Source organism: Azorhizobium oxalatiphilum, assembly GCF_014635325.1.
GTDB lineage: Bacteria > Pseudomonadota > Alphaproteobacteria > Rhizobiales > Xanthobacteraceae > Azorhizobium > Azorhizobium oxalatiphilum.
Window position 1 is genome coordinate 96,099 of the sequence record NZ_BMCT01000009.1, and the last position, 17,407, is coordinate 113,505.

General features: G+C 65.4%; 18 protein-coding genes. 11 read left to right on the forward strand and 7 right to left on the reverse strand.

Annotated features, from left to right (window positions below):
• Window positions 1-11 precede the first annotated feature (11 nt).
• The 6 genes from IEW24_RS24000 to IEW24_RS24025 all read left to right on the forward strand — a co-directional run bounded on the left by IEW24_RS24000 (window position 12) and on the right by IEW24_RS24025 (window position 6,910).
• Window positions 12-788, forward strand: a complete 777-nt coding sequence (locus tag IEW24_RS24000; RefSeq protein ID WP_188583454.1) for an aldolase/citrate lyase family protein — start codon at window positions 12-14, stop codon at window positions 786-788.
• Window positions 789-943: 155 nt separating this feature from the next.
• Entirely contained in the window at window positions 944-2,038 is a 1,095-nt protein-coding gene (locus tag IEW24_RS24005; RefSeq protein ID WP_188583616.1) for a branched-chain amino acid aminotransferase, read from the forward strand.
• Between the two features lie 647 nt (window positions 2,039-2,685).
• On the forward strand, window positions 2,686-3,783 hold the full coding sequence (locus IEW24_RS24010) for an ABC transporter substrate-binding protein (protein WP_210324280.1): 1,098 nt from the start codon (window positions 2,686-2,688) through the stop codon (window positions 3,781-3,783).
• Between the two features lie 10 nt (window positions 3,784-3,793).
• A complete protein-coding gene (locus IEW24_RS24015) occupies window positions 3,794-4,633 on the forward strand; it encodes an ABC transporter ATP-binding protein (protein ID WP_210324281.1) in 840 nt (279 codons plus the stop codon).
• Complete coding sequence (locus tag IEW24_RS24020; protein WP_188583455.1) at window positions 4,630-5,412, forward strand: ABC transporter permease; 783 nt, start codon at window positions 4,630-4,632, stop codon at window positions 5,410-5,412. The genes IEW24_RS24015 and IEW24_RS24020 overlap by 4 nt, the downstream gene beginning before the upstream one ends.
• Window positions 5,413-5,416: 4 nt before the next feature.
• Entirely contained in the window at window positions 5,417-6,910 is a 1,494-nt protein-coding gene (locus tag IEW24_RS24025) for an amidase (RefSeq protein WP_188583456.1), read from the forward strand.
• Window positions 6,911-6,913: 3 nt separating this feature from the next.
• Here IEW24_RS24025 and IEW24_RS24030 read toward each other — a convergent pair whose 3' ends face one another.
• Entirely contained in the window at window positions 6,914-7,513 is a 600-nt protein-coding gene (locus tag IEW24_RS24030; RefSeq protein ID WP_188583457.1) for a TMEM175 family protein, read from the reverse strand.
• Window positions 7,514-7,755: 242 nt separating this feature from the next.
• Between IEW24_RS24030 and IEW24_RS24035 the strand changes: the two genes are divergently transcribed.
• Window positions 7,756-8,496 (forward strand): SIMPL domain-containing protein, encoded by a 741-nt coding sequence (locus tag IEW24_RS24035; protein ID WP_244644640.1) that lies wholly within the window; start codon window positions 7,756-7,758, stop codon window positions 8,494-8,496.
• A gap of 57 nt (window positions 8,497-8,553) precedes the next feature.
• On the opposite strand, the gene IEW24_RS24040 is transcribed toward IEW24_RS24035, so the two are convergent.
• Window positions 8,554-9,507 (reverse strand): diacylglycerol/lipid kinase family protein, encoded by a 954-nt coding sequence (locus tag IEW24_RS24040; RefSeq protein ID WP_188583458.1) that lies wholly within the window; start codon window positions 9,505-9,507, stop codon window positions 8,554-8,556.
• Between the two features lie 174 nt (window positions 9,508-9,681).
• Between IEW24_RS24040 and IEW24_RS24045 the strand changes: the two genes are divergently transcribed.
• The 3 genes from IEW24_RS24045 to IEW24_RS24055 all read left to right on the forward strand — a co-directional run bounded on the left by IEW24_RS24045 (window position 9,682) and on the right by IEW24_RS24055 (window position 11,687).
• The gene (locus tag IEW24_RS24045; RefSeq protein WP_244644641.1) at window positions 9,682-10,083 is read left to right on the forward strand and encodes a hypothetical protein; all 402 of its coding nucleotides are present in this window, start codon (window positions 9,682-9,684) and stop codon (window positions 10,081-10,083) included.
• Between the two features lie 109 nt (window positions 10,084-10,192).
• The gene (locus IEW24_RS24050; RefSeq protein ID WP_188583460.1) at window positions 10,193-10,507 is read left to right on the forward strand and encodes a DUF1328 domain-containing protein; all 315 of its coding nucleotides are present in this window, start codon (window positions 10,193-10,195) and stop codon (window positions 10,505-10,507) included.
• Between the two features lie 73 nt (window positions 10,508-10,580).
• Window positions 10,581-11,687: a polyamine ABC transporter substrate-binding protein gene (locus IEW24_RS24055; RefSeq protein WP_188583461.1), complete on the forward strand. Its 1,107-nt coding sequence runs from the start codon at window positions 10,581-10,583 to the stop codon at window positions 11,685-11,687.
• Between the two features lie 89 nt (window positions 11,688-11,776).
• Here the strand turns inward: IEW24_RS24055 and rnhA are convergent, their stop codons facing one another.
• Genes rnhA through IEW24_RS24075 form a run of 4 tightly spaced genes read right to left on the reverse strand, consistent with a single transcriptional unit; the run spans window position 11,777 to window position 14,863 of the window.
• Entirely contained in the window at window positions 11,777-12,223 is a 447-nt protein-coding gene (rnhA, locus tag IEW24_RS24060) for a ribonuclease HI (protein ID WP_188583462.1), read from the reverse strand.
• A complete protein-coding gene (locus IEW24_RS24065; protein ID WP_188583463.1) occupies window positions 12,220-13,203 on the reverse strand; it encodes a homoserine kinase in 984 nt (327 codons plus the stop codon). The genes rnhA and IEW24_RS24065 overlap by 4 nt, the downstream gene beginning before the upstream one ends.
• 3 nt (window positions 13,204-13,206) lie before the next feature.
• Entirely contained in the window at window positions 13,207-14,166 is a 960-nt protein-coding gene (gene ispH, locus IEW24_RS24070) for a 4-hydroxy-3-methylbut-2-enyl diphosphate reductase (protein WP_188583464.1), read from the reverse strand.
• Window positions 14,167-14,215: 49 nt separating this feature from the next.
• A complete protein-coding gene (locus IEW24_RS24075) occupies window positions 14,216-14,863 on the reverse strand; it encodes a hypothetical protein (protein ID WP_188583465.1) in 648 nt (215 codons plus the stop codon).
• Between the two features lie 683 nt (window positions 14,864-15,546).
• Here IEW24_RS24075 and IEW24_RS24080 point away from each other — a divergent pair.
• Window positions 15,547-16,248, forward strand: a complete 702-nt coding sequence (locus IEW24_RS24080; protein ID WP_188583466.1) for a DUF1013 domain-containing protein — start codon at window positions 15,547-15,549, stop codon at window positions 16,246-16,248.
• Between the two features lie 104 nt (window positions 16,249-16,352).
• Here the strand turns inward: IEW24_RS24080 and IEW24_RS24085 are convergent, their stop codons facing one another.
• Window positions 16,353-17,186, reverse strand: coding sequence for a universal stress protein (locus IEW24_RS24085; RefSeq protein WP_188583467.1), 834 nt, complete (start codon window positions 17,184-17,186; stop codon window positions 16,353-16,355).
• Window positions 17,187-17,407 lie beyond the last annotated feature (221 nt).

A 17,407-nucleotide genomic window follows, 5' to 3' on the forward strand; every position in this document is an offset into this window, starting at 1 on the left:
AAGAGGTTCCCATGGACATGCCGCGCAACGCCTTCAAGCAGGCGATCTTCGAAGGCCGCCAGCAGATCGGCCTGTGGTGCACCCTTTCCAGCGCGTATGCGCTGGAGGTGGTGGCAGGTTCGAAGTTCGACTGGATGCTGCTCGATACCGAGCATTCGCCCGGCGACGTGCCGAGCGTGCTGTCCCAGCTTCAGGTGCTCGCCGGCCATCGCCCCTCGGCGGTGGTGCGGCCGGCAGCCAATGATGCGGTGCTCATCAAGAAGTATCTCGACATCGGCGCGCAGACCCTGCTCATTCCCTATGTGCAGAATGCCGAGGAAGCGCACGCCGCCGTGGCTGCGGTGCGCTATCCGCCGGATGGCATCCGCGGTGTTTCCGCACTCACGCGGGCGACCCAGTTCGGCCGGGTGAAGGGCTATGCCCAGAAGGTCGCTGAAGAGATCTGTTTGCTGGTGCAGGTGGAGACGGCCGAAGCGCTTGATGAGATCGAGGCCATCGCGGCAGTGGACGGGGTGGACGGCATCTTCGTCGGCCCCGGCGATCTGGCCGCCAGCCTCGGCCATGCGGGCGATCTCATGAACCCGCGTGTGGTGGCGGCGGTGGAGGATGCCATCCGGCGTATCCGCGCGGCCGGCAAGCCGGCGGGCGTGCTCACGGGCGATCCGGCCTTTGCGCAGCGCTGTATCGAACTCGGCTGTGTTTTCACGGCGGTGGGCGTGGATGCGGGACTGCTGGCGCGGGCGAGCGATGCGCTCGCAGAGCGCTTCGCGGGGCTTGTGCAGGCTTGAGCCAAGCCCGCGCGGCGGTGTCGCGCGGGTTGCCGCTGGGGCAAAATACCAAATGTTTGTGAGGGGATAGAACCGGCGTTGCCGCCTGTGGCAGGAGATGCGCTATGGTCCGGCCAGATCTTAAAGCGCGCCTGCGCGCCACAGACAGGCTGGACATGAACACCATCACCTCCCCCCTCCCGTTCGAGCAGAGCCCCACGGCGCTTGCTGGGCCGGAACGCGATGTGCTGCTCAAGGATCCCGGCTTCGGCCGTTATCTCACCGACCATATGGTGACGATCCGCTACAGCAAGGGCGCTGGCTGGCATGACGGCAAGGTGGTGGCCCGCGCGCCGCTGACCCTCGATCCGGCCACCATGTCGCTGCACTACGGGCAGGAGATTTTCGAGGGGCTGAAGGCCTATCGGATGCCGGACGGCGGCGCGGCCCTGTTCCGCCCCGATGCCAATGCCGCACGCTTCTACAAATCCGCCGAACGCCTCGCCATGGCGCCGCTGCCGGAAGCGCTGTTCCTTGAAAGCGTGCGCGCGCTGGTGAAGGCGGATCGCGACTGGATTCCGGAAGGCGAGGGGGCCGCGATGTATCTGCGCCCCTTCATGATCGCCACCGAAGTCGGTTTCGTCACCAAGCCGGCAGCCGAATATCTCTACTGCGTGCTGGCCTCCCCCGTGGGCTCCTATTTTTCCGGCGGCCCGAAGGCGGTTAAGCTGTGGGTCTCGGAGACCTATACTCGCGCAGCGCCCGGTGGCACCGGCGCGGCCAAGTGCGCCGGCAATTATGCGGCCAGCTATGCCGCGCAGGCCGAAGGCTCGGCGAACGGCTGCGATCAGGTGGTGTTCCTCGATGCGGTGGAGCGCCGCTGGGTGGAGGAACTGGGGGGCATGAACGTGTTCTTCGTCTTCGACGACGGTACGCTGCAGACCCCGCCGCTGTCCGGCACCATCCTGCCGGGCGTCACGCGGGATTCGCTCATCACGCTGGCGCGGGGCATGGGCCTGACTGTGCGCGAGGAGCCCTATGCCATGGACCAGTGGCAGGCGGATGCGAAGAGCGGGCGCCTGCGCGAGGCGTTCGCCTGCGGCACGGCGGCGGTAGTCACGCCCATTGGCACGGTGACGGGCAAGCAGCACGATTTCGCTATCGGCACGGGCGCCCCCGGGGAGCTGACCCTGCGGCTGAAAGGGATGCTGACCGACATCCAGTTCGGGCGCGCACCTGATCCCTACGGCTGGATGGATCGCCTGTTCTGACGATCCGGCCGCGTTCACTCTGCACCGAACTGGAGTGCCGGGCGGGGATCAGCATCCCCCCGCCGGCCGTCTCACACCCCCGGAAGGAGGCGGAGCGGAAACGGAGCGGCAAGGCCGTGTGCCTGCCGCAGAAGGTCTGCCCGGAGCTTCAGCTCATCGAGACGGGGCAGGGTGATGTTGAGCGACACCAGGTGCAGGACATTGGGCCTGTCACGATCTGGTATCGCAACGCGATATGCGGGCGACATGGTTCAGCTTTCGCAGCGGATACAGGACCTTGGATGGTCTGATGGGAGGTACGCAGTGCCTACTGCACTGGATCAATTGCTGGCATTATTTTTTGCGCCGCACATAAGAGGGCGCGGTGATGAAATGGGCATGGAGGCGCGAGCAAACGGCCGATCATCCATCGTCAGCATGAGCATTGCCAACGGTTGGTCCGCTGCGGCACGGTGACGCTGGCGATGCGGGACGAGCGGCGACGTTGACGGTTTCGTGATGTCCGGGGCTTCAAGGTTCGCCCAAACGCATCAATGTTCCGTATAAATGGGCGATGCCACAGTTTATATGGTATGCAATTAATTCCACATGAGTGTCCGGTTTTTGTGACCGGGCGCGTGTGGGTTGCAGATGATAGGGGGCCTTCCGTGCTGTTCTCCCGGTTCAACCGTGCCTACCGAGTAGCGCTCGGCCTCGGCCTCGCCGCCGGCCTGCAAATGACGGGCGGCCTTGCCCATGCCGCCGACAAGGTGCTGATCGGCCTCGCCATTCCGCCCACCGTCACGGATGGCGGCATCTATGCCATCGGCGACGAGATGGGCCTGTTCAAGGCCGAGAATATCGAGGTGGAGAGCGTGGTTCTGGCGGGGGCTGGCACGATTGTGCCGCAGCTGCTGCAGAAGAAGATCACGCTCGGCTTCCCGCTGCCGGAGACGCTGCTCTCCGCCCACAAGGCCGGCGAGGCGCCTCTCCCGCTGACCTATGTCTATAACGCCAACCCCTACAATTCGCTGGAGCTTTCCGTTCTGGAGAGCAGCAACATCAAGTCCATTCAGGACCTGAAGGGCGCCAAGATCGGCGTCGGCGCGCTCACCTGGGGCACCATTCCGCAGACGCGCGCCCTGCTGCGCAGCGTCGGGCTGGAGCCGGGCAAGGATGTCTCCATCGTCGCCGTCGGCAATCTGGGCTCCGGCTTCCATGCCCTGCGTGAGCAGCGGGTCGAGGCGCTGAACTTCAACAGCACCTGGATCGACCTCATGGAGCTGGAGGGCACCAAGGCCCGCCGCCTGCCGTATCCGCCGGTGTTCGCCAACATGATCGTCAACGGCTTCCTCGCCCATGCGGACACGCTGAAGGAGCAGCCGGACCTGCTGGCCCGCTTCGGCCGGGCCTACAGCCAGGCGGTCATCGCCTGCGATGCCAACCCCAAGGCGTGCGTGGAAGCCTTCTGGAAGCGCACCCCGACCGCGCGTCCGCAGGGCGACACCGCCAAGGCCCTGGCCGACAATATCGAGATCCTGAAGCGCCGCCTCGCCCTCGTGGTGCGGGATGCCGCCGGCAAGGATCGCGTTCCGGGTGAGTTCGACCTCGCCACCATCAAGGCCTATGTGGAGGCCATGAACAAGTATGGCGAGTTCACCACCGCCGACATGCCGCTGGACGCCTATTTCAGCAACAAGCTGGTGCCGGACTATGGCAAGTTCGACCGCGCGGCGCTGATCGCCAAGGCCAAAGCTCTTCCGTGAAGGTTCTTCCATGAGTGACGCTTCCGCGCATCCCGGCTCACAAGCGCCGGGATCCGCCGCCACCCCCCGCCTTGCCATCTCCGACCTTGCGTTCGGCTATGACGGCAAGGGCGGGCGGATGGTGCTCGAAAACCTGTCCCTGAACGTGGCCGATGGCGAGTTCGTTGCTGTCCTCGGCCCCTCGGGCTCGGGCAAATCCACGCTGCTGCGCCTCGTCACCGGCCTTGCCCGGCCGACCTCCGGCACGGTGACGCTCGACGGCACGCCGGTGACGCGGCCGCGTCCAGACATCGGCATGGTGTTCCAGAAGCCGACCCTGCTGCCTTGGCGCACGGTGCGCGACAACGTACTGCTGCCGGCGGGCTTTGCGCGTAGCGCCGGCCCGAAGGTGCGGGCCGAGGCGGACCGGCTTCTCGAAATGGTGGGCTTGTCGGAAGCCGCCAAGGCCTATCCGTTTCAGCTCTCGGGCGGCATGGCGCAGCGCGTGGGTATCGCCCGCATGCTGCTGCACAATCCCTCGCTGCTGATCCTCGACGAGCCCTTCGCGGCGCTGGACGCCATGACCCGCGAGGACCTCTCGCTGGAACTCCAGACCATCTGGATGGAGGGGCGCAAGACGGCGCTGTTCGTCACCCATTCCATCCCCGAAGCGGTGCTGCTCGCCGATCGCGTGGTGGTGCTGGGCGAGCGCCCCGCACGGGTGGTTGCGGACATCCGCGTGCCGCTGCCGCGCCCGCGCACCATCGAGACCATGAGCACGCCGGAATTCAACGCCATCGCCTACGACCTGCGGAACCTGTTCCGCGATCTTGCGGGCCACGGTGCAGACAAGAAGAAGGGCGCGGCATGAAGGCCCTGCGCAATGCCATTTATCCGCTGATCACTCTTGCGGTTGTGATCGGCATCTGGGCGCTGGTCACTCGGCCCGGCGGCCTGCCGTCCTATCTGCTGCCGCCGCCCGGCGCGGTGTTCTCCGCGCTGTGGGGCGGGCTGGTGGATGGCACCTATTGGCCGCACATCCAGTTCACGCTCATCTCCACCCTGTCGGGCTATGTGATCGGCAGCGTGCTGGCGGTGATCGTCGGCATATTGATCGCCGAGAGCGAGACGTTCGAGAAGTTCGTCTTCCCGCTGATCGTGGCGGTGCAGTCCATGCCCAAGGTGGCGCTGGCGCCTCTCATCCTCGTGTGGTTCGGCTTCGGCCTGTCCTCCAAGGTGGTGCTGGTGGCGCTCATCTGCTTCTTCCCGCTGCTGGTGAACACCATCGTCGGCATCCGCCGCACCGATCCCGAGCTGGTGGAGATGTGCCGCTCCTTCAACCGCTCGCGGGCCTTCATCTTCCTGCACGTGAAGCTGCCCTCCGCGGCCAGCTCCATCTTCGCCGGTTTGCAGATCGGCATCGTGCTGGCGCTGATCGGCGCGGTGGTGGGCGAGTTCATCGCCTCCGAGAAGGGGGTGGGCTATCTGATCGGCTCGGCCACCGTGAACATGAGCGTCTCGACCATGTTCGCGGGCGTGCTGATCCTCTCCGCCATCGGCATGGCGGGATCGAGCCTGATGCGCTTCCTCCAGCGCCGTGTCGTGTTCTGGGAGGGCGGCCGGCAGGCTGTGCCCACCGAAGAGGTGTGATGAAATGACCGATGCCAGCCCGTCCGCCTCTTCCGTCGCCCCCGCGCCCGAGGCGTTGGCCTTCGCCTCCGGCGTGGAACTGCTGGCCGCGCTGAAGGCCGGCACCGTCACCTCGCGAGCGCTGCTGGAGCTGTATCTGGCGCGCATCGCCCGTCATAATCCGGCGCTCAATGCCGTCATCTACATGGATGCGGATGCCGCCCGCGAGCGGGCGGATGCGGCGGACGCGGCGCGGGCGCGCGGCGAGAGCTGGGGGCCGCTGCACGGCCTGCCCATGACGGTGAAGGAATCCCATCACATCGCCGGTTGGCCCACCACTTGGGGCGATCCGGCGCTGAAGGATTTCCGCCCCGACCATACGGGCGTGGTGGCGCAGCGGCTGATCGATGCGGGCGCCATCATCTTCGGCAAGACCAATGTGCCGATCAATCTGCTGGACTGGCAGACCTACAACGCCATTCACGGCCGCACCGGCAATCCGTGGCGCGCGGATGTCACCCCCGGCGGCTCATCGGGTGGTTCGGCGGCGGCGCTGGCGGCAGGTCTCACGGCCATCGAGCTGGGTAGCGATGCCGGCGGCTCGGTGCGCTTCCCGGCGCATTTCTGCGGGGTCTTCGGCCATCGCCCGAGCATCCACGTGGTGCCGCAGGCGGGCAATGAGCGGCCCGGTTCAACCATAGGCAATGAGGTGTCCACGTCCGGCCCCATGGCCCGCTCGGCCGCCGATCTCGATCTGCTCATGGAAGTGCTCGCCGGTCCCGCCGGGCCTGATGCCATCGCGTGGCGGCTGGAACTGCCGGCGCCCCGTGCCCGTAAGCTCACCGATTTCCGAGTCGCGGTGCTCTACGGCTCGCAGATCGCGGAGGTGGACGAGAGCTATGCCTCGGAGATCCGCGCCCTCGTCACCCGCCTGCGCGCGGCGGGCGTGAACGTGAACGACAATGCCCGCCCCGATTTCGAGGATGCCGAGCATCACCATGTGCTGATGCAGGTGCTGCGCGGTGCCGCCAGCGGTCGTGCCACGCCGGCCATGGTGGCGGCGGCGGAAGCCACCCTGCGCGAGAAGGGCGAGGACGACCAGTCCTATGTGGCCGACAGTGCCCGTGCGCTGTTGCAGAGCCATCGGGCGTGGCTGGGCATTCAGGAGCGTCGGGCAACCATCCAGCGGGCATGGGCGACCTTCTTCGAGAGCTATGACGTGCTGCTCGCCCCAGCCACGACCACCGCCGCCTTCCCCTTCGATGAGGCGGGCTCGCGTGACGGGCGCACGCTGCCCATCAACGGGCGGCAGGCGGACTATAACGACCAGCTTTTCTGGGCGGGCATCGCCACGCTCTCCGGTCTGCCGGCGAGCGCCGCTCCCATCGGCCAGACGAAGGACGGGCTCCCCGTGGGCGTGCAGATCGTCGGGCCGTATCTGGAAGACCGCACGCCCATTGCTTTCGCCGCCGCGCTGGAAGAGCTGCACCCGTTCCGCATTCCGCCCGGCTTTGCGTGAGCCTCAGCCCGGGCCGGCGCGGCGACGCTGCGGCGGCGGGGCGGAGAACAGGCGCAGGATGTTGAGCGCATAGGCCCACAGGGCATAGCGCGGGGCAAACAGCGCGATGAGCGCGGAGAGCACCGCGGAACCCATGAACAGCAGCATGCGGCGGCGCGCGGCCGCCATTTCATAGGTCTGCGTGCGATCGTAATTATAGGCGTTCAGCAGCAAGCCTAATAGGCCGAGCATGAGCATGTTGGCCGCATAGAGCCAGACTGCCGGTGCCATCTCCCCATAGTGGCCGACCACGCTGGAGGAGAAGGGCATGCTGGTGATGAACAGCAGATAGAGCATCCACAGCCGCACGTGGCCGCTGGTGATGGCTTCCTCCCGCTGGCGGTGCTCGATGGCGGAATGCCACATGACAGCGAGTACGGCGAAGCTGATCCCATAGGTGAGCGCCTGCGGCCACAGGCCGAGGATCTGGGCTGCCAGTTCACGCGGGTCGGTGATGGGCAGGTCCGGCGGCAGGCGGATGCCCAGCACCAGCAGGGTCATGGCAAAGGCGAAGATGCCATCATTGAGCGCCTCGAGGCGCGATCTCGCAAAGCGTCGCGACACCTGTTCGCCTTCCTTCCCTGGCCCGAATCGCACGGCGCAATCCGCGCGGATGGGACACCTTATGCACCGGAAGCGGTGCGGCGCATCGTCCGCCCCATTGGCGCCGCCTTCCCCGCGTGTTGTAGCGCGCGCGAATGCGCTTTAGGGCATTCGCGCAATGTTCACGATCCGCCTGCCATAGCGACCCGGACAAAAGCTCCGCGCCGCTATGGCAAGCGGACGCCAGAAAACGAGGACGACGCATGCGCATGGTGGCCAACTGGAGCAAGGTGGCGATGGCGGGGGTGCTCGCGGCCGGGCTCGGCACGGGGCTTTCCACTGGCGTTGCCAGCGCGCAGGAGATGAACCGCGCCACCCTGAGCGTGGTGGGGCAGGGGCGGGTTTCCGCCCGGCCGGATCTTGCCGTGCTCACCACCGGCGTGGTGGTGCAGGGCAAGACGGCGGAAGAGGCGCTCGCCGCCAATTCCAAGGCCATGGAGCAGGTCATCGCCGCCATCAAGGAGATTGGCATCGAGCCCAAGGACATCATGACGTCCGGCTTCGGCGTGTCGCCGCAATATTCGCAGCCCGGCCGCGATAGCCGCGAGGCCCCCAAGCTGGTGGGTTATGAGGTGCGCAACGGCGTCACCGTGAAGGTGCGCGATCTTGTGGTGCTGGGCGCGCTCCTGGACAAGGTGGTGCAGGCAGGCGCCAATCAGGCCAGCGGCCTTTCCTTCCAGATGGCCGATTCCGCTCCCATGCAGTCGCAAGCTCGGATCGAGGCTGTGAAAGACGCCATGGCGCAGGCCGTTCAGGTGGCGGAAGCCGCCGGCGTGCGTCTGGTGCGCATCCGCCGCATCGAGCCGCGCGGCGAGGGCGCGCCCTATCTGCCCGCTCCCGCGCCCATGCTGATGAAGGCGGAAGCCCGCGCCGTGCCGATCGAGGCCGGCGAGACGGAAGCGCGGGCTTCCGTTTCGGTCGTGTATGAGATCGAGCCGCGCTGACACTGATGACAGCTGAAGATCGAGGGGCCACGCCGCGAGGCGTGGCCCTTTGACGTTTCAGGCCACCGTGCGGCGGGCTTCGGTCACGGCGTCTTCCGCCGCATCCGTCGTGGCCCACTGCACGGCATTTTCCGGCACCAGAAGCGTGAGGGCCTTGGGCTTTACTTCATAGCGCAGGGGGAGCGTCTCACGGGTCACTTCGCCGTCCGTCGCCACCCAGGCGCGTCGGCGCCGAAGGCCGTGAATGGTCACGGCACGGGCCTGGAAGGAATGGATGCCGGGATTGTTGCGCCAGTTCTCCACCAGGAGATCGGCGCCGGCCTTCAGCTTCGCCAGCGCGCCGCGCTCCTCTGCGAGGTGGATTTCCAGCAGGCCGGAATCGAGCCGCGAGCGATGCCAGCCGGGGGCATCGAAGGGGTTCGAGGTGACGAGCGCCGCATAGGCGTCGATCATTTCGCGCCGGCCCTCGATCTCGATCTCCAGCGACAGGCGGCCGGAGCGGAAGACCGCGCGGCCAAGCGCCCACAGCCAGCCGACGATGCGGCCACGCTTGTGGCGTACCTGCTCCCGCGCCATGGCCATCTGCGAGAAGAAGCCGACGCCCGACACACCATGGAAGGCGCGGCCGTTCAGCGTGGTGACATCGATGCGCATGGGCTTGGCGGTGGCGAGCGCGTCGATAGCCCCCGGCAGGTCGCGCGGCAGGCCGATGTCATAGGCGAGCAAATTCATGGTGCCGAGCGGAAGTACGCCGAGCGCCACGTCGGTGCCGGTCAGCACCGAGGCGGCGTAGCTTACCGTGCCGTCGCCGGCGCCGACGATGACGGTGTCATAGCCCTTCTGCGGGGCGGAGCGGATGGTGCGGGCCATCTCCTTGCCCTCGGCGAGGATCACCTCCACGTCCCGATCCGGGCGCGTGAGGGCCTTGTCCACCGCCTCCGCCGTGGCCTTGCCGCCGAGATCCATCACGGTCCCGGCCCTTGCATTCAATACGACGAGAGTACGCCCCATGGTCTTGCCTCCAGCGGGCAGCAACGTGGGGGCGGGCGTTGCGGTTCCCTCGCCTTCGGTATGTGTCTCTCCCAAGGGCACCTCCTGCAACGTCATGGCGTCACATGTCACGGCTTGAGCGGCGAAACGATGTCGGCATTATGAAGCAGCTGGATGAACGGGAGGGAGCAGAACATGACGATGCCTGACACCGAAGGCGCGCGCGGCTCCATCGTGCGCGTGCGCGCCGGGCTGCTGCTCATGGTCGCGCTGCTGCTGCTGTGCCTGTCCGGTGGCACCTTCATCGCCCGCCAGTTCCAGCTCGGCTATGGCTGGGCGCTGCTGATGGCGGCGGTGATCGCTCTGGCGGTGGGCTATGGCGTGTTCCGGCTCACCAACAGGCTCTATCTCGGCATCGCCGGTCTCGTGACGCTCGCCACCACCTATCTGGCTTATGACTTCCTGCGCAACGCCATGCAGTGGAGTGCTGGCGTTTCCATGGTGCTGGCCGCGATCCCCTTCGTGATCCTTGTGGCGGCCTTCTGGGATTTCCGCCGGCTGAAGGGCGAGGTGCGCGCCTGGGCGAACCGGCGCTGAGCCCCCGGCCTGGGCCTCTTTACCGAAGGGTTAACGAAGTCTTGCCCAAGCGGGAACGAAGGCGTTCCATCGGTGTTGCTTTGGCAGCATCTCGCCGGAGCGCACGTCCATGCTCAAATACGCCGCCATCTTTCTCGTGCTGTCGATCATCGCCGGGGCGATGGGCTTCGTGACCGTTTCACAAGTGGCCCGCCGCGTCTCGCTGGCTCTGTTCGGCATTTTCCTGGTCATCGCGCTGGCCGTCATGGGCTTCTTCGTACTGCTGGAGCGGGCCACCGCCAGCGAGATCATGGGGCCGACGCCGGCCAAACCTGCCTCTCCGCTGATCACCATGATCGCGCAGGCACAGATCCATGGCATGCACGCAAATTTGGTCGACGGAAAACTTCAGCTTGAGCGCCTGCCCGACACCCGTGCCTGTTGAGCCTGCCGCGCTGCCGCAATAGCCTTCTCCCACGCGGCGGGCTCCGGCCCGCCTGTCCAGAGGGGAGAACATCATGCGTCGTCTCGTTCTTGCGGCCATGCTTGGGGTCGCGGCATTGGCCGCCGGCCCTGCGCTGGCCCAGCAGAAGGTCGTGAACGTCTACAACTGGTCGGACTATATCGACGAGAGCGTGCTCGAAGACTTCACGAAGGAGACGGGCATCAAGGTCCGCTACGACGTGTTCGACAGCAATGAGGTGCTGGAGACCAAGCTTCTGGCGGGCAAGACTGGCTATGACGTGGTGGTGCCCTCGGGCTCGTTCCTGCAGCGGCAGATCAAGGCCGGCGTGTTCATGAAGCTGGACAAGTCCAAGCTGCCAAACCTGCAATATGCCTGGCCGGAGATTTCCAAGCGCCTCGCCGTCTACGATCCCGGCAACGACTATGCCGTCAATTACATGTGGGGCACCACCGGCATCGGCTACAATGTCGACATGGTGAAGCAGCGGCTCGGCGATCTGCCCATGAATACGTGGGACATCGTGTTCAAGCCGGAGAACCTCTCCAAGCTGAAGGACTGCGGCGTCTACATGCTGGATGGGCCGGAGGAGGTGATCCCCTCGGCCATGCGCTATCTCGGGATTGATCCGGATTCGAAGAAGCCCGAGGACATCGCCAAGGCCGGTGAACTGCTGATGACCATCCGGCCGTTCATCCGCAAGTTCGACAGTTCCGGCTATATCAACGCGCTGGCGCGCGGCGACATCTGTCTGGCGGTGGGCTGGTCGGGCGATGTGTTCCAGGCCAAGACCCGCGCCGAGGAAGCCGCCAAGAAGACCAAGAAGAAGCCCGTGCAGGTGGCCTATGCCGTGCCGAAGGAAGGCGCGCTGATGTGGTTCGACAATTTCGCCATCCCTAAGGATGCGAAGAATGTCGATGAGGCGCTGGCGTTCATCAATTTCATGTCGCGGCCGGAAGTGGCGGCGAAGAATTCCAACTACATCTCCTATGCCAACGGCAATCTGGAATCGCAGAAGTTCATCGACAAGGCGATCCTGGACAATCCGTCCATCTATCCGACGCCGGAAGCGATGGCTCTGCTTTTCACGGTGACGACCAATCCGCAGGACGTTCAGCGGGTGATCACCCGGACGTGGAATTCGTTCAAGCGCGGCAAGTGAGCGGCGCGCTGCACATCTGACATGAAGAGGGCCGCCGGCATGTGCCGCGCGGCCCTTTTGCTTGGGGGCTCGGTTCGGTCACAGGCCCTTCAGGCGCGCATCGCCTTGAACGGCGCCATGCCGTCGCGCGCAAGCTGGTCGGCGCGCTCGTTCAGTTCGTTGCCGGCATGGCCCTTCACCCAGTGCCAGGTGATGTCATGGGTCTTCAGCGCCGCGTCGAGCCGCTCCCACAGATCCTGGTTCTTCACCGGCTTCTTGTCCGCGGTGCGCCAGCCGTTCTTCTTCCAGCCGTGCATCCACTTGGTGACGCCATTGCGCAGGTATTCGCTGTCGGTGTTGAGATCCACCGCGCAGCTCTTCTTCAGCGCCTCCAGCGCCGCGATGGCAGCCATCAGTTCCATGCGGTTATTGGTGGTCAACTGCTCGCCGCCGGAAAGTTCCTTCTCGTGCGTGCCCGAGCGCAGGATCGCCCCCCAGCCACCGGGGCCGGGATTGCCGGAGCAGGCGCCGTCCGTCCAGATGTCCACGCGGCTCATGCGTCTGCACCGGCTGCTGCGGCGATGCCATAGTCACGCGCGCTGTCCACGGCGCGGTGAAAGCGCAGCTTCTTCAGATATTCCAACGGATCCTTGGGGCGCACCAGCGCGCCTTCCGGCACGTTCAGCCAATCTACCAGCCGGGTCAGCAGGAAGCGCAGGGCGGCACCGCGGGCGAGCCGGGGCAGGGCCTCGATCTCGGCCGTCTCCAGCGGACGCACGGACTGATAGCCGGCAAGCAAGGCACGACCCTTGGTGGCGTTGAAGGCGCCGTCCGCTTCGAAGCACCAGGCGTTCAGGCACACGGCCACGTCATAGGCGAGGAGGTCGTTGCAGGCGAAGTAGAAATCGATGATGCCGGAGAGCGCCTCGTCCAGGAAAAAGGCGTTGTCCGGGAACAGGTCCGCATGGATCACGCCGGCCGGCAGGTCGGCAGGCCAATGCGCTTCCAGATCGGCGAGTTCCTCGGCGATGGTGGCGGCAAGGCCGGGATGAACCGTGTCCGTGCGCGCGCCGGCGGTTTCGAACAGCGGCCGCCAGCCGGAGACGGAGAGAGCGTTGCGGCGGGTGATGGCAAAGCCCTGGCCGGCAAGATGCAGCTTGGCCATGGCTTCGCCGAGCTGGCCGCAATTTGCGGCGCTCGGCCGGCGCACGGAAACGCCCGGCAGGAAAGTGACCATGGCGCAGGGGCGGCCGGCCAGCACGCCCAGCGTCTCGCCGTCGCGCATCGCCACAGGCTGCGGACAGGAAATGCCGCCTGCCGCCAGATGCTGCATCAGGCCGATGAAGAAAGGCAGGTCGGTGGGATCGACGCGCTTCTCATAGAGCGTGAGGATGAAGGTGCCACCCGTGGTCTGAACGAGGAAGTTGGAATTCTCCACGCCTTCCGCAATGCCGTGGAAGGATACCAGGGTGCCAATGTCGTAGCGCGCGAGATACTCCGAGAGCCCCGCCGCCGAAACGTCCGTATAGACCGCCACTTGCTACTCCGCTGCGTTCTCGCGCAGCGCGCGGGGGAGGGGGAAGAACACGTCTTCCTGTGCGGAGACCACCGTCTCCACTTCGACCTCGTAGCGTTCCGCGAAAGCGTCGATGATTTCTTCCACCAGCACCTCGGGCGCGGAGGCGCCGGCGGTGATGCCAAGGCTGGTAAGATGGCCGAGCTGCGACCAATCGAGGTCGCTCGCCCGCTGCACCAGCACCGAGACCGCGCAACCCTCCCGCTCTGCGGTTTCGCGCAGGCGCTGGGAATTGGAGGAATTGGGGGCGCCCACCACCACCATGGCATCCACCTGCGGAGCCACCTTCTTCACCGCCTCCTGGCGATTGGTTGTGGCGTAGCAGATGTCTTCCTTGTGCGGCACGGCGATGGCCGGGAAGCGCTCGCGCAGGATGGCGACGATCTCCGCCGTGTCGTCCAGCGACAGGGTGGTCTGCGTCACATAGGCGAGATTTTCGGGATCTGAGGGCTGGAGAAAGCGCGCGTCGGCGGCGGTTTCGATCAGCGTCACCACGCCGTCCGGCAACTGGCCCATGGTGCCGACCACTTCAGGATGGCGGGCATGGCCGATGAGCAGGATGTGCCGGCCCTTCTTGTGGTGCACCTGCGCCTCGCGATGCACCTTGGTCACGAGGGGGCAGGTGGCGTCGATGTGGAACAGGTTGCGGGCGGTGGCTTCTTCCGGCACGGACTTGGCGACGCCGTGGGCAGAGAAGATGACGGGCGCGTCGCCGGGCGGCACCTCGTCCAGTTCTTCCACGAAGACGGCGCCCTTCCGGCGCAGACCGTCAACCACATACTTGTTGTGCACGATCTCGTGACGGACATAGACCGGCGCACCATACATGGCCAGCGCCCGTTCCACGGCATCAATGGCGCGCACGACACCGGCACAGAAGCCGCGCGGAGCGCACAAAAGGATGCGAAGAGAAGGTTTGGCCATGGTTTGTCCCGGTGTTCACCGGGGAGATGGGCTGGGCAGCCCCCGGATGTCAAGCGGCGGTGCCAGGGCCGGGCGCGGTAAAGGCATCTTCGTCTTCGGTGATGCCGGAGCCAACTGCAAGGAAGCGCGAGGCGCTGTAGCGCAACTGGCCGGTGGCGCTCATGTCGGCGATACGGCGTTCCTCCGGGGCATGGGTATAGCCGCTGCGGATGCGGGTGTTGGACACGCGTTTGCGGACCACACGCACCTCATTGATCGAGATGCGGTTGGCGACGGCGCGCTCCCGGAATTCCTCGTACTCGACCTCGCTCAGCACCTCGACCCGCTCGTTCTCGCTGGCGGGATGCATGACGATCCATGCGGTGCCGCGCTGGGCCGCGATCACAACGTCACCCGACGCCTCGTGCATGCGGCGCAGATAGGCCTGTACGCGAGGGTTGTCGAAGGTGCGGGCGTTGCGTTCGGCGTCGAGATAATTGGAGAAGCCGCGCGCGAAGGACACGACCTGGCCGACGACCAGCGAAATCCCGAGAATGGCGGGAGAGAAGCTGCCCTGAAACTGCATGAGACCGGCGATCAGCGCGGTCGTGACCACGGCAGCGCGCGGCGCCTCGGTCCACACGCCATCCAGAAAATGGGCAGCCAGGCCAAGCTCCTTGCTCCGAACCTGGTCGGCGAGGGCGGTACGCCGCATCATGCTTTTTCTGCCTCCCCCTCAGCCGGACCCCAGAGCATCCATTCTTCCATAATGGAAGGTAAACATTGATCGGGAACAAATTGGATGTGCCCTTAAGTCAACCTTTCATCGGGACGAAACGCTGCAAACCGCACCGCGAGAGGCGCGTACGAGTTGTCCGATATTAGGGCGAAGGCCTGAACCCTGCTTCCTAAAAAGCGCATCAACTCGAAGTTGTGAAAACCTTTCGGGGCAGCCCCCGCGAAACATGTCAAAGGCCCATTAATCAATGGGCGAGCAGCTGTTGGGCCACCTTCAGGCCTAGGCAATGGAAATGACTTAAAGGCCCCGGCTTGGCAAGTCATTCGCCGCAGCCGCGACATTATATGACGCGAAAAGCAGCCCGATCGCGCCAGCGGGGAAGCGCCCTCGTTTTATCCATCACATGCGCAAATGAATTGACCGCAGAACCCATCCAATATGAATGGATTTTGCTCCGGAATAAAAATGAAGCCCATTTGCCTGCGCTCGAATCGGCCGGTCGAAGAGGCGGCAATTGCATCGGCGGCACGGAACGCTTATGTTGTTGCATCCCCGGACAATCGTAAGAGATCCGCGGCTCGCCACCGGGAACGGGGGCGATCCAGAGCGCCCCTGCGTTTGCCCGTTCCGCGTCTTCCAAGAGAAGCCAAGAGGCCGACGCCATGTCCAATGCCCCCCTCATGCCGAAGGCGACCGCCGTGTGGCTGGTCGAGAACACCGCGCTCACGTTTGAGCAGATCGGCGACTTCTGCAAACTGCATTCGCTTGAGGTTAAGGGCATCGCCGATGGCGAAGTGGCGCAGGGCATCAAGGGCCTTGATCCCATCTCCACCGGCCAGCTCACCCGCGAGGAAATCGACCGCGGCGAGAAGAACCCCAACTACAATCTGAAGCTTCAGGAATCGAAGGTTCGCCTGCCTGAGCCCAAGCGCCGCAAGGGGCCGCGCTACACGCCGGTGTCGCGTCGCCATGACCGCCCGAACGCAATTCTCTGGCTCACCCGCAACCATCCCGAGCTGAAGGACGCGCAGATCATTCGTCTCGTGGGCACCACCAAGGCGACGATCCAGTCCATCAAGGACCGGACCCACTGGAACTCGCCGCAACTGAGCCCCATGGATCCGGTGACGCTTGGCCTGTGCAGCCAGATCGACCTTGATCTGGAAGTGCAGCGCGCCGCCAAGGATCGTCCGGCCGTTGTTCCGGGCGACGATCGCAGCGCCACCCTGCTGCCGGCGGACGTCACCACCGCCCGCGAGCACGACGACGCGCAGGCGTCTGCGAGCCGCAAGGAATCGCTCGATCTGGAAACCGTGTTCGCCAAGCTGGGCGGTTCGCGCAAGACCGACGAAGACGAGGATTGATGTCCTCCGCTCCGGCTCGCCACGGGCGATGCCGGAGCGTGAAACGAAAAACGGCGCCGTCCCGACCGGGACGGCGCCGTTTTTCGTTTGGACCCGAGCGTGGCTCAGTGAGCCATCAGCACCGGAACAGTCATGCTGTCGAGAATCTCCCGGGTGACGCCGCCGAGAACCATCTCACGCAGACGGGAATGGCCGTAACCGCCCATCACCACCAGATCTGCGCCCTGATCCGACACCTCGTTGAGGATGGCCGAGGAGATGCTCTCGCCGGAACTGATGGACATCTGGCGGAAGGTGGCCTTCAGCCCGTGGTGAGCGAGATGGCGCTCCATGGCTGCTACGCCTTCGGGGTTTTCCTCTTCGCCGGCATAGCGCACCGTGAAGACCTCGATGTGCTTTGCCCGGTGCAGGATAGTCAGGCTTTCGGCCAACGCCCGCGCGCTGGCGCGGCTGCCGTCCCACGCCACCACCACGCGCTCGATGGAGAAGGGCGGCTTCTGGACATAGGGCACCACCAGCACGGCGCGGCCCGCTTCCATGAGGGCGGTTTCGGCGATCACCTCCTCCGGCCCCGGCCGATCGGGGTCGGGCTGGCCCACCACCGTGAGATCGAACAGGCGCGACATTTCGGAGAAGGTGTGGGCCGCCTCGCCAAGGGAGGCGGACAGTTGGCGCACCTCGCTGACGACGCCGGCGGCGCCGGCGATCGCCTGGAACTGCGCCGTGGCCTTGGCTGCCGCGGCCTCGTTGTCGCGAATCTGCTGATCAATGAAATCGGTCGGCAGGGCGCCCATGTAGAAGGGCGGCACGTCGATTTCGTAAGTGACGGAAAGGCCGGTCAGGTGCGCCTGGAATTCAGCGGCGAGGCTGGCGGCATAAATGGCGGCGGGGTCGCGCTCGGCCCCCTGGGTAAGGTTGACCAGAATGTCCCGGATCATGGAAAGGCCTCTCTCAAGCCGCAACGACGACATGAGCTTAACCTAAAGCCTTTGGCTGTCCCCTCTTTGACGGTGCGCAAATCCGTGCTTTTCAAAAGGAAAACGCGGCCGCCCGGGGGGAAGGCGACCGCGTCTGTGAGAAGACGATCAAGTGGGGGGAACTTGTTCGCTCCGAACACATAACGACGACCGCGGAACCGGGTTCCCGCCTTCGCGAAAAA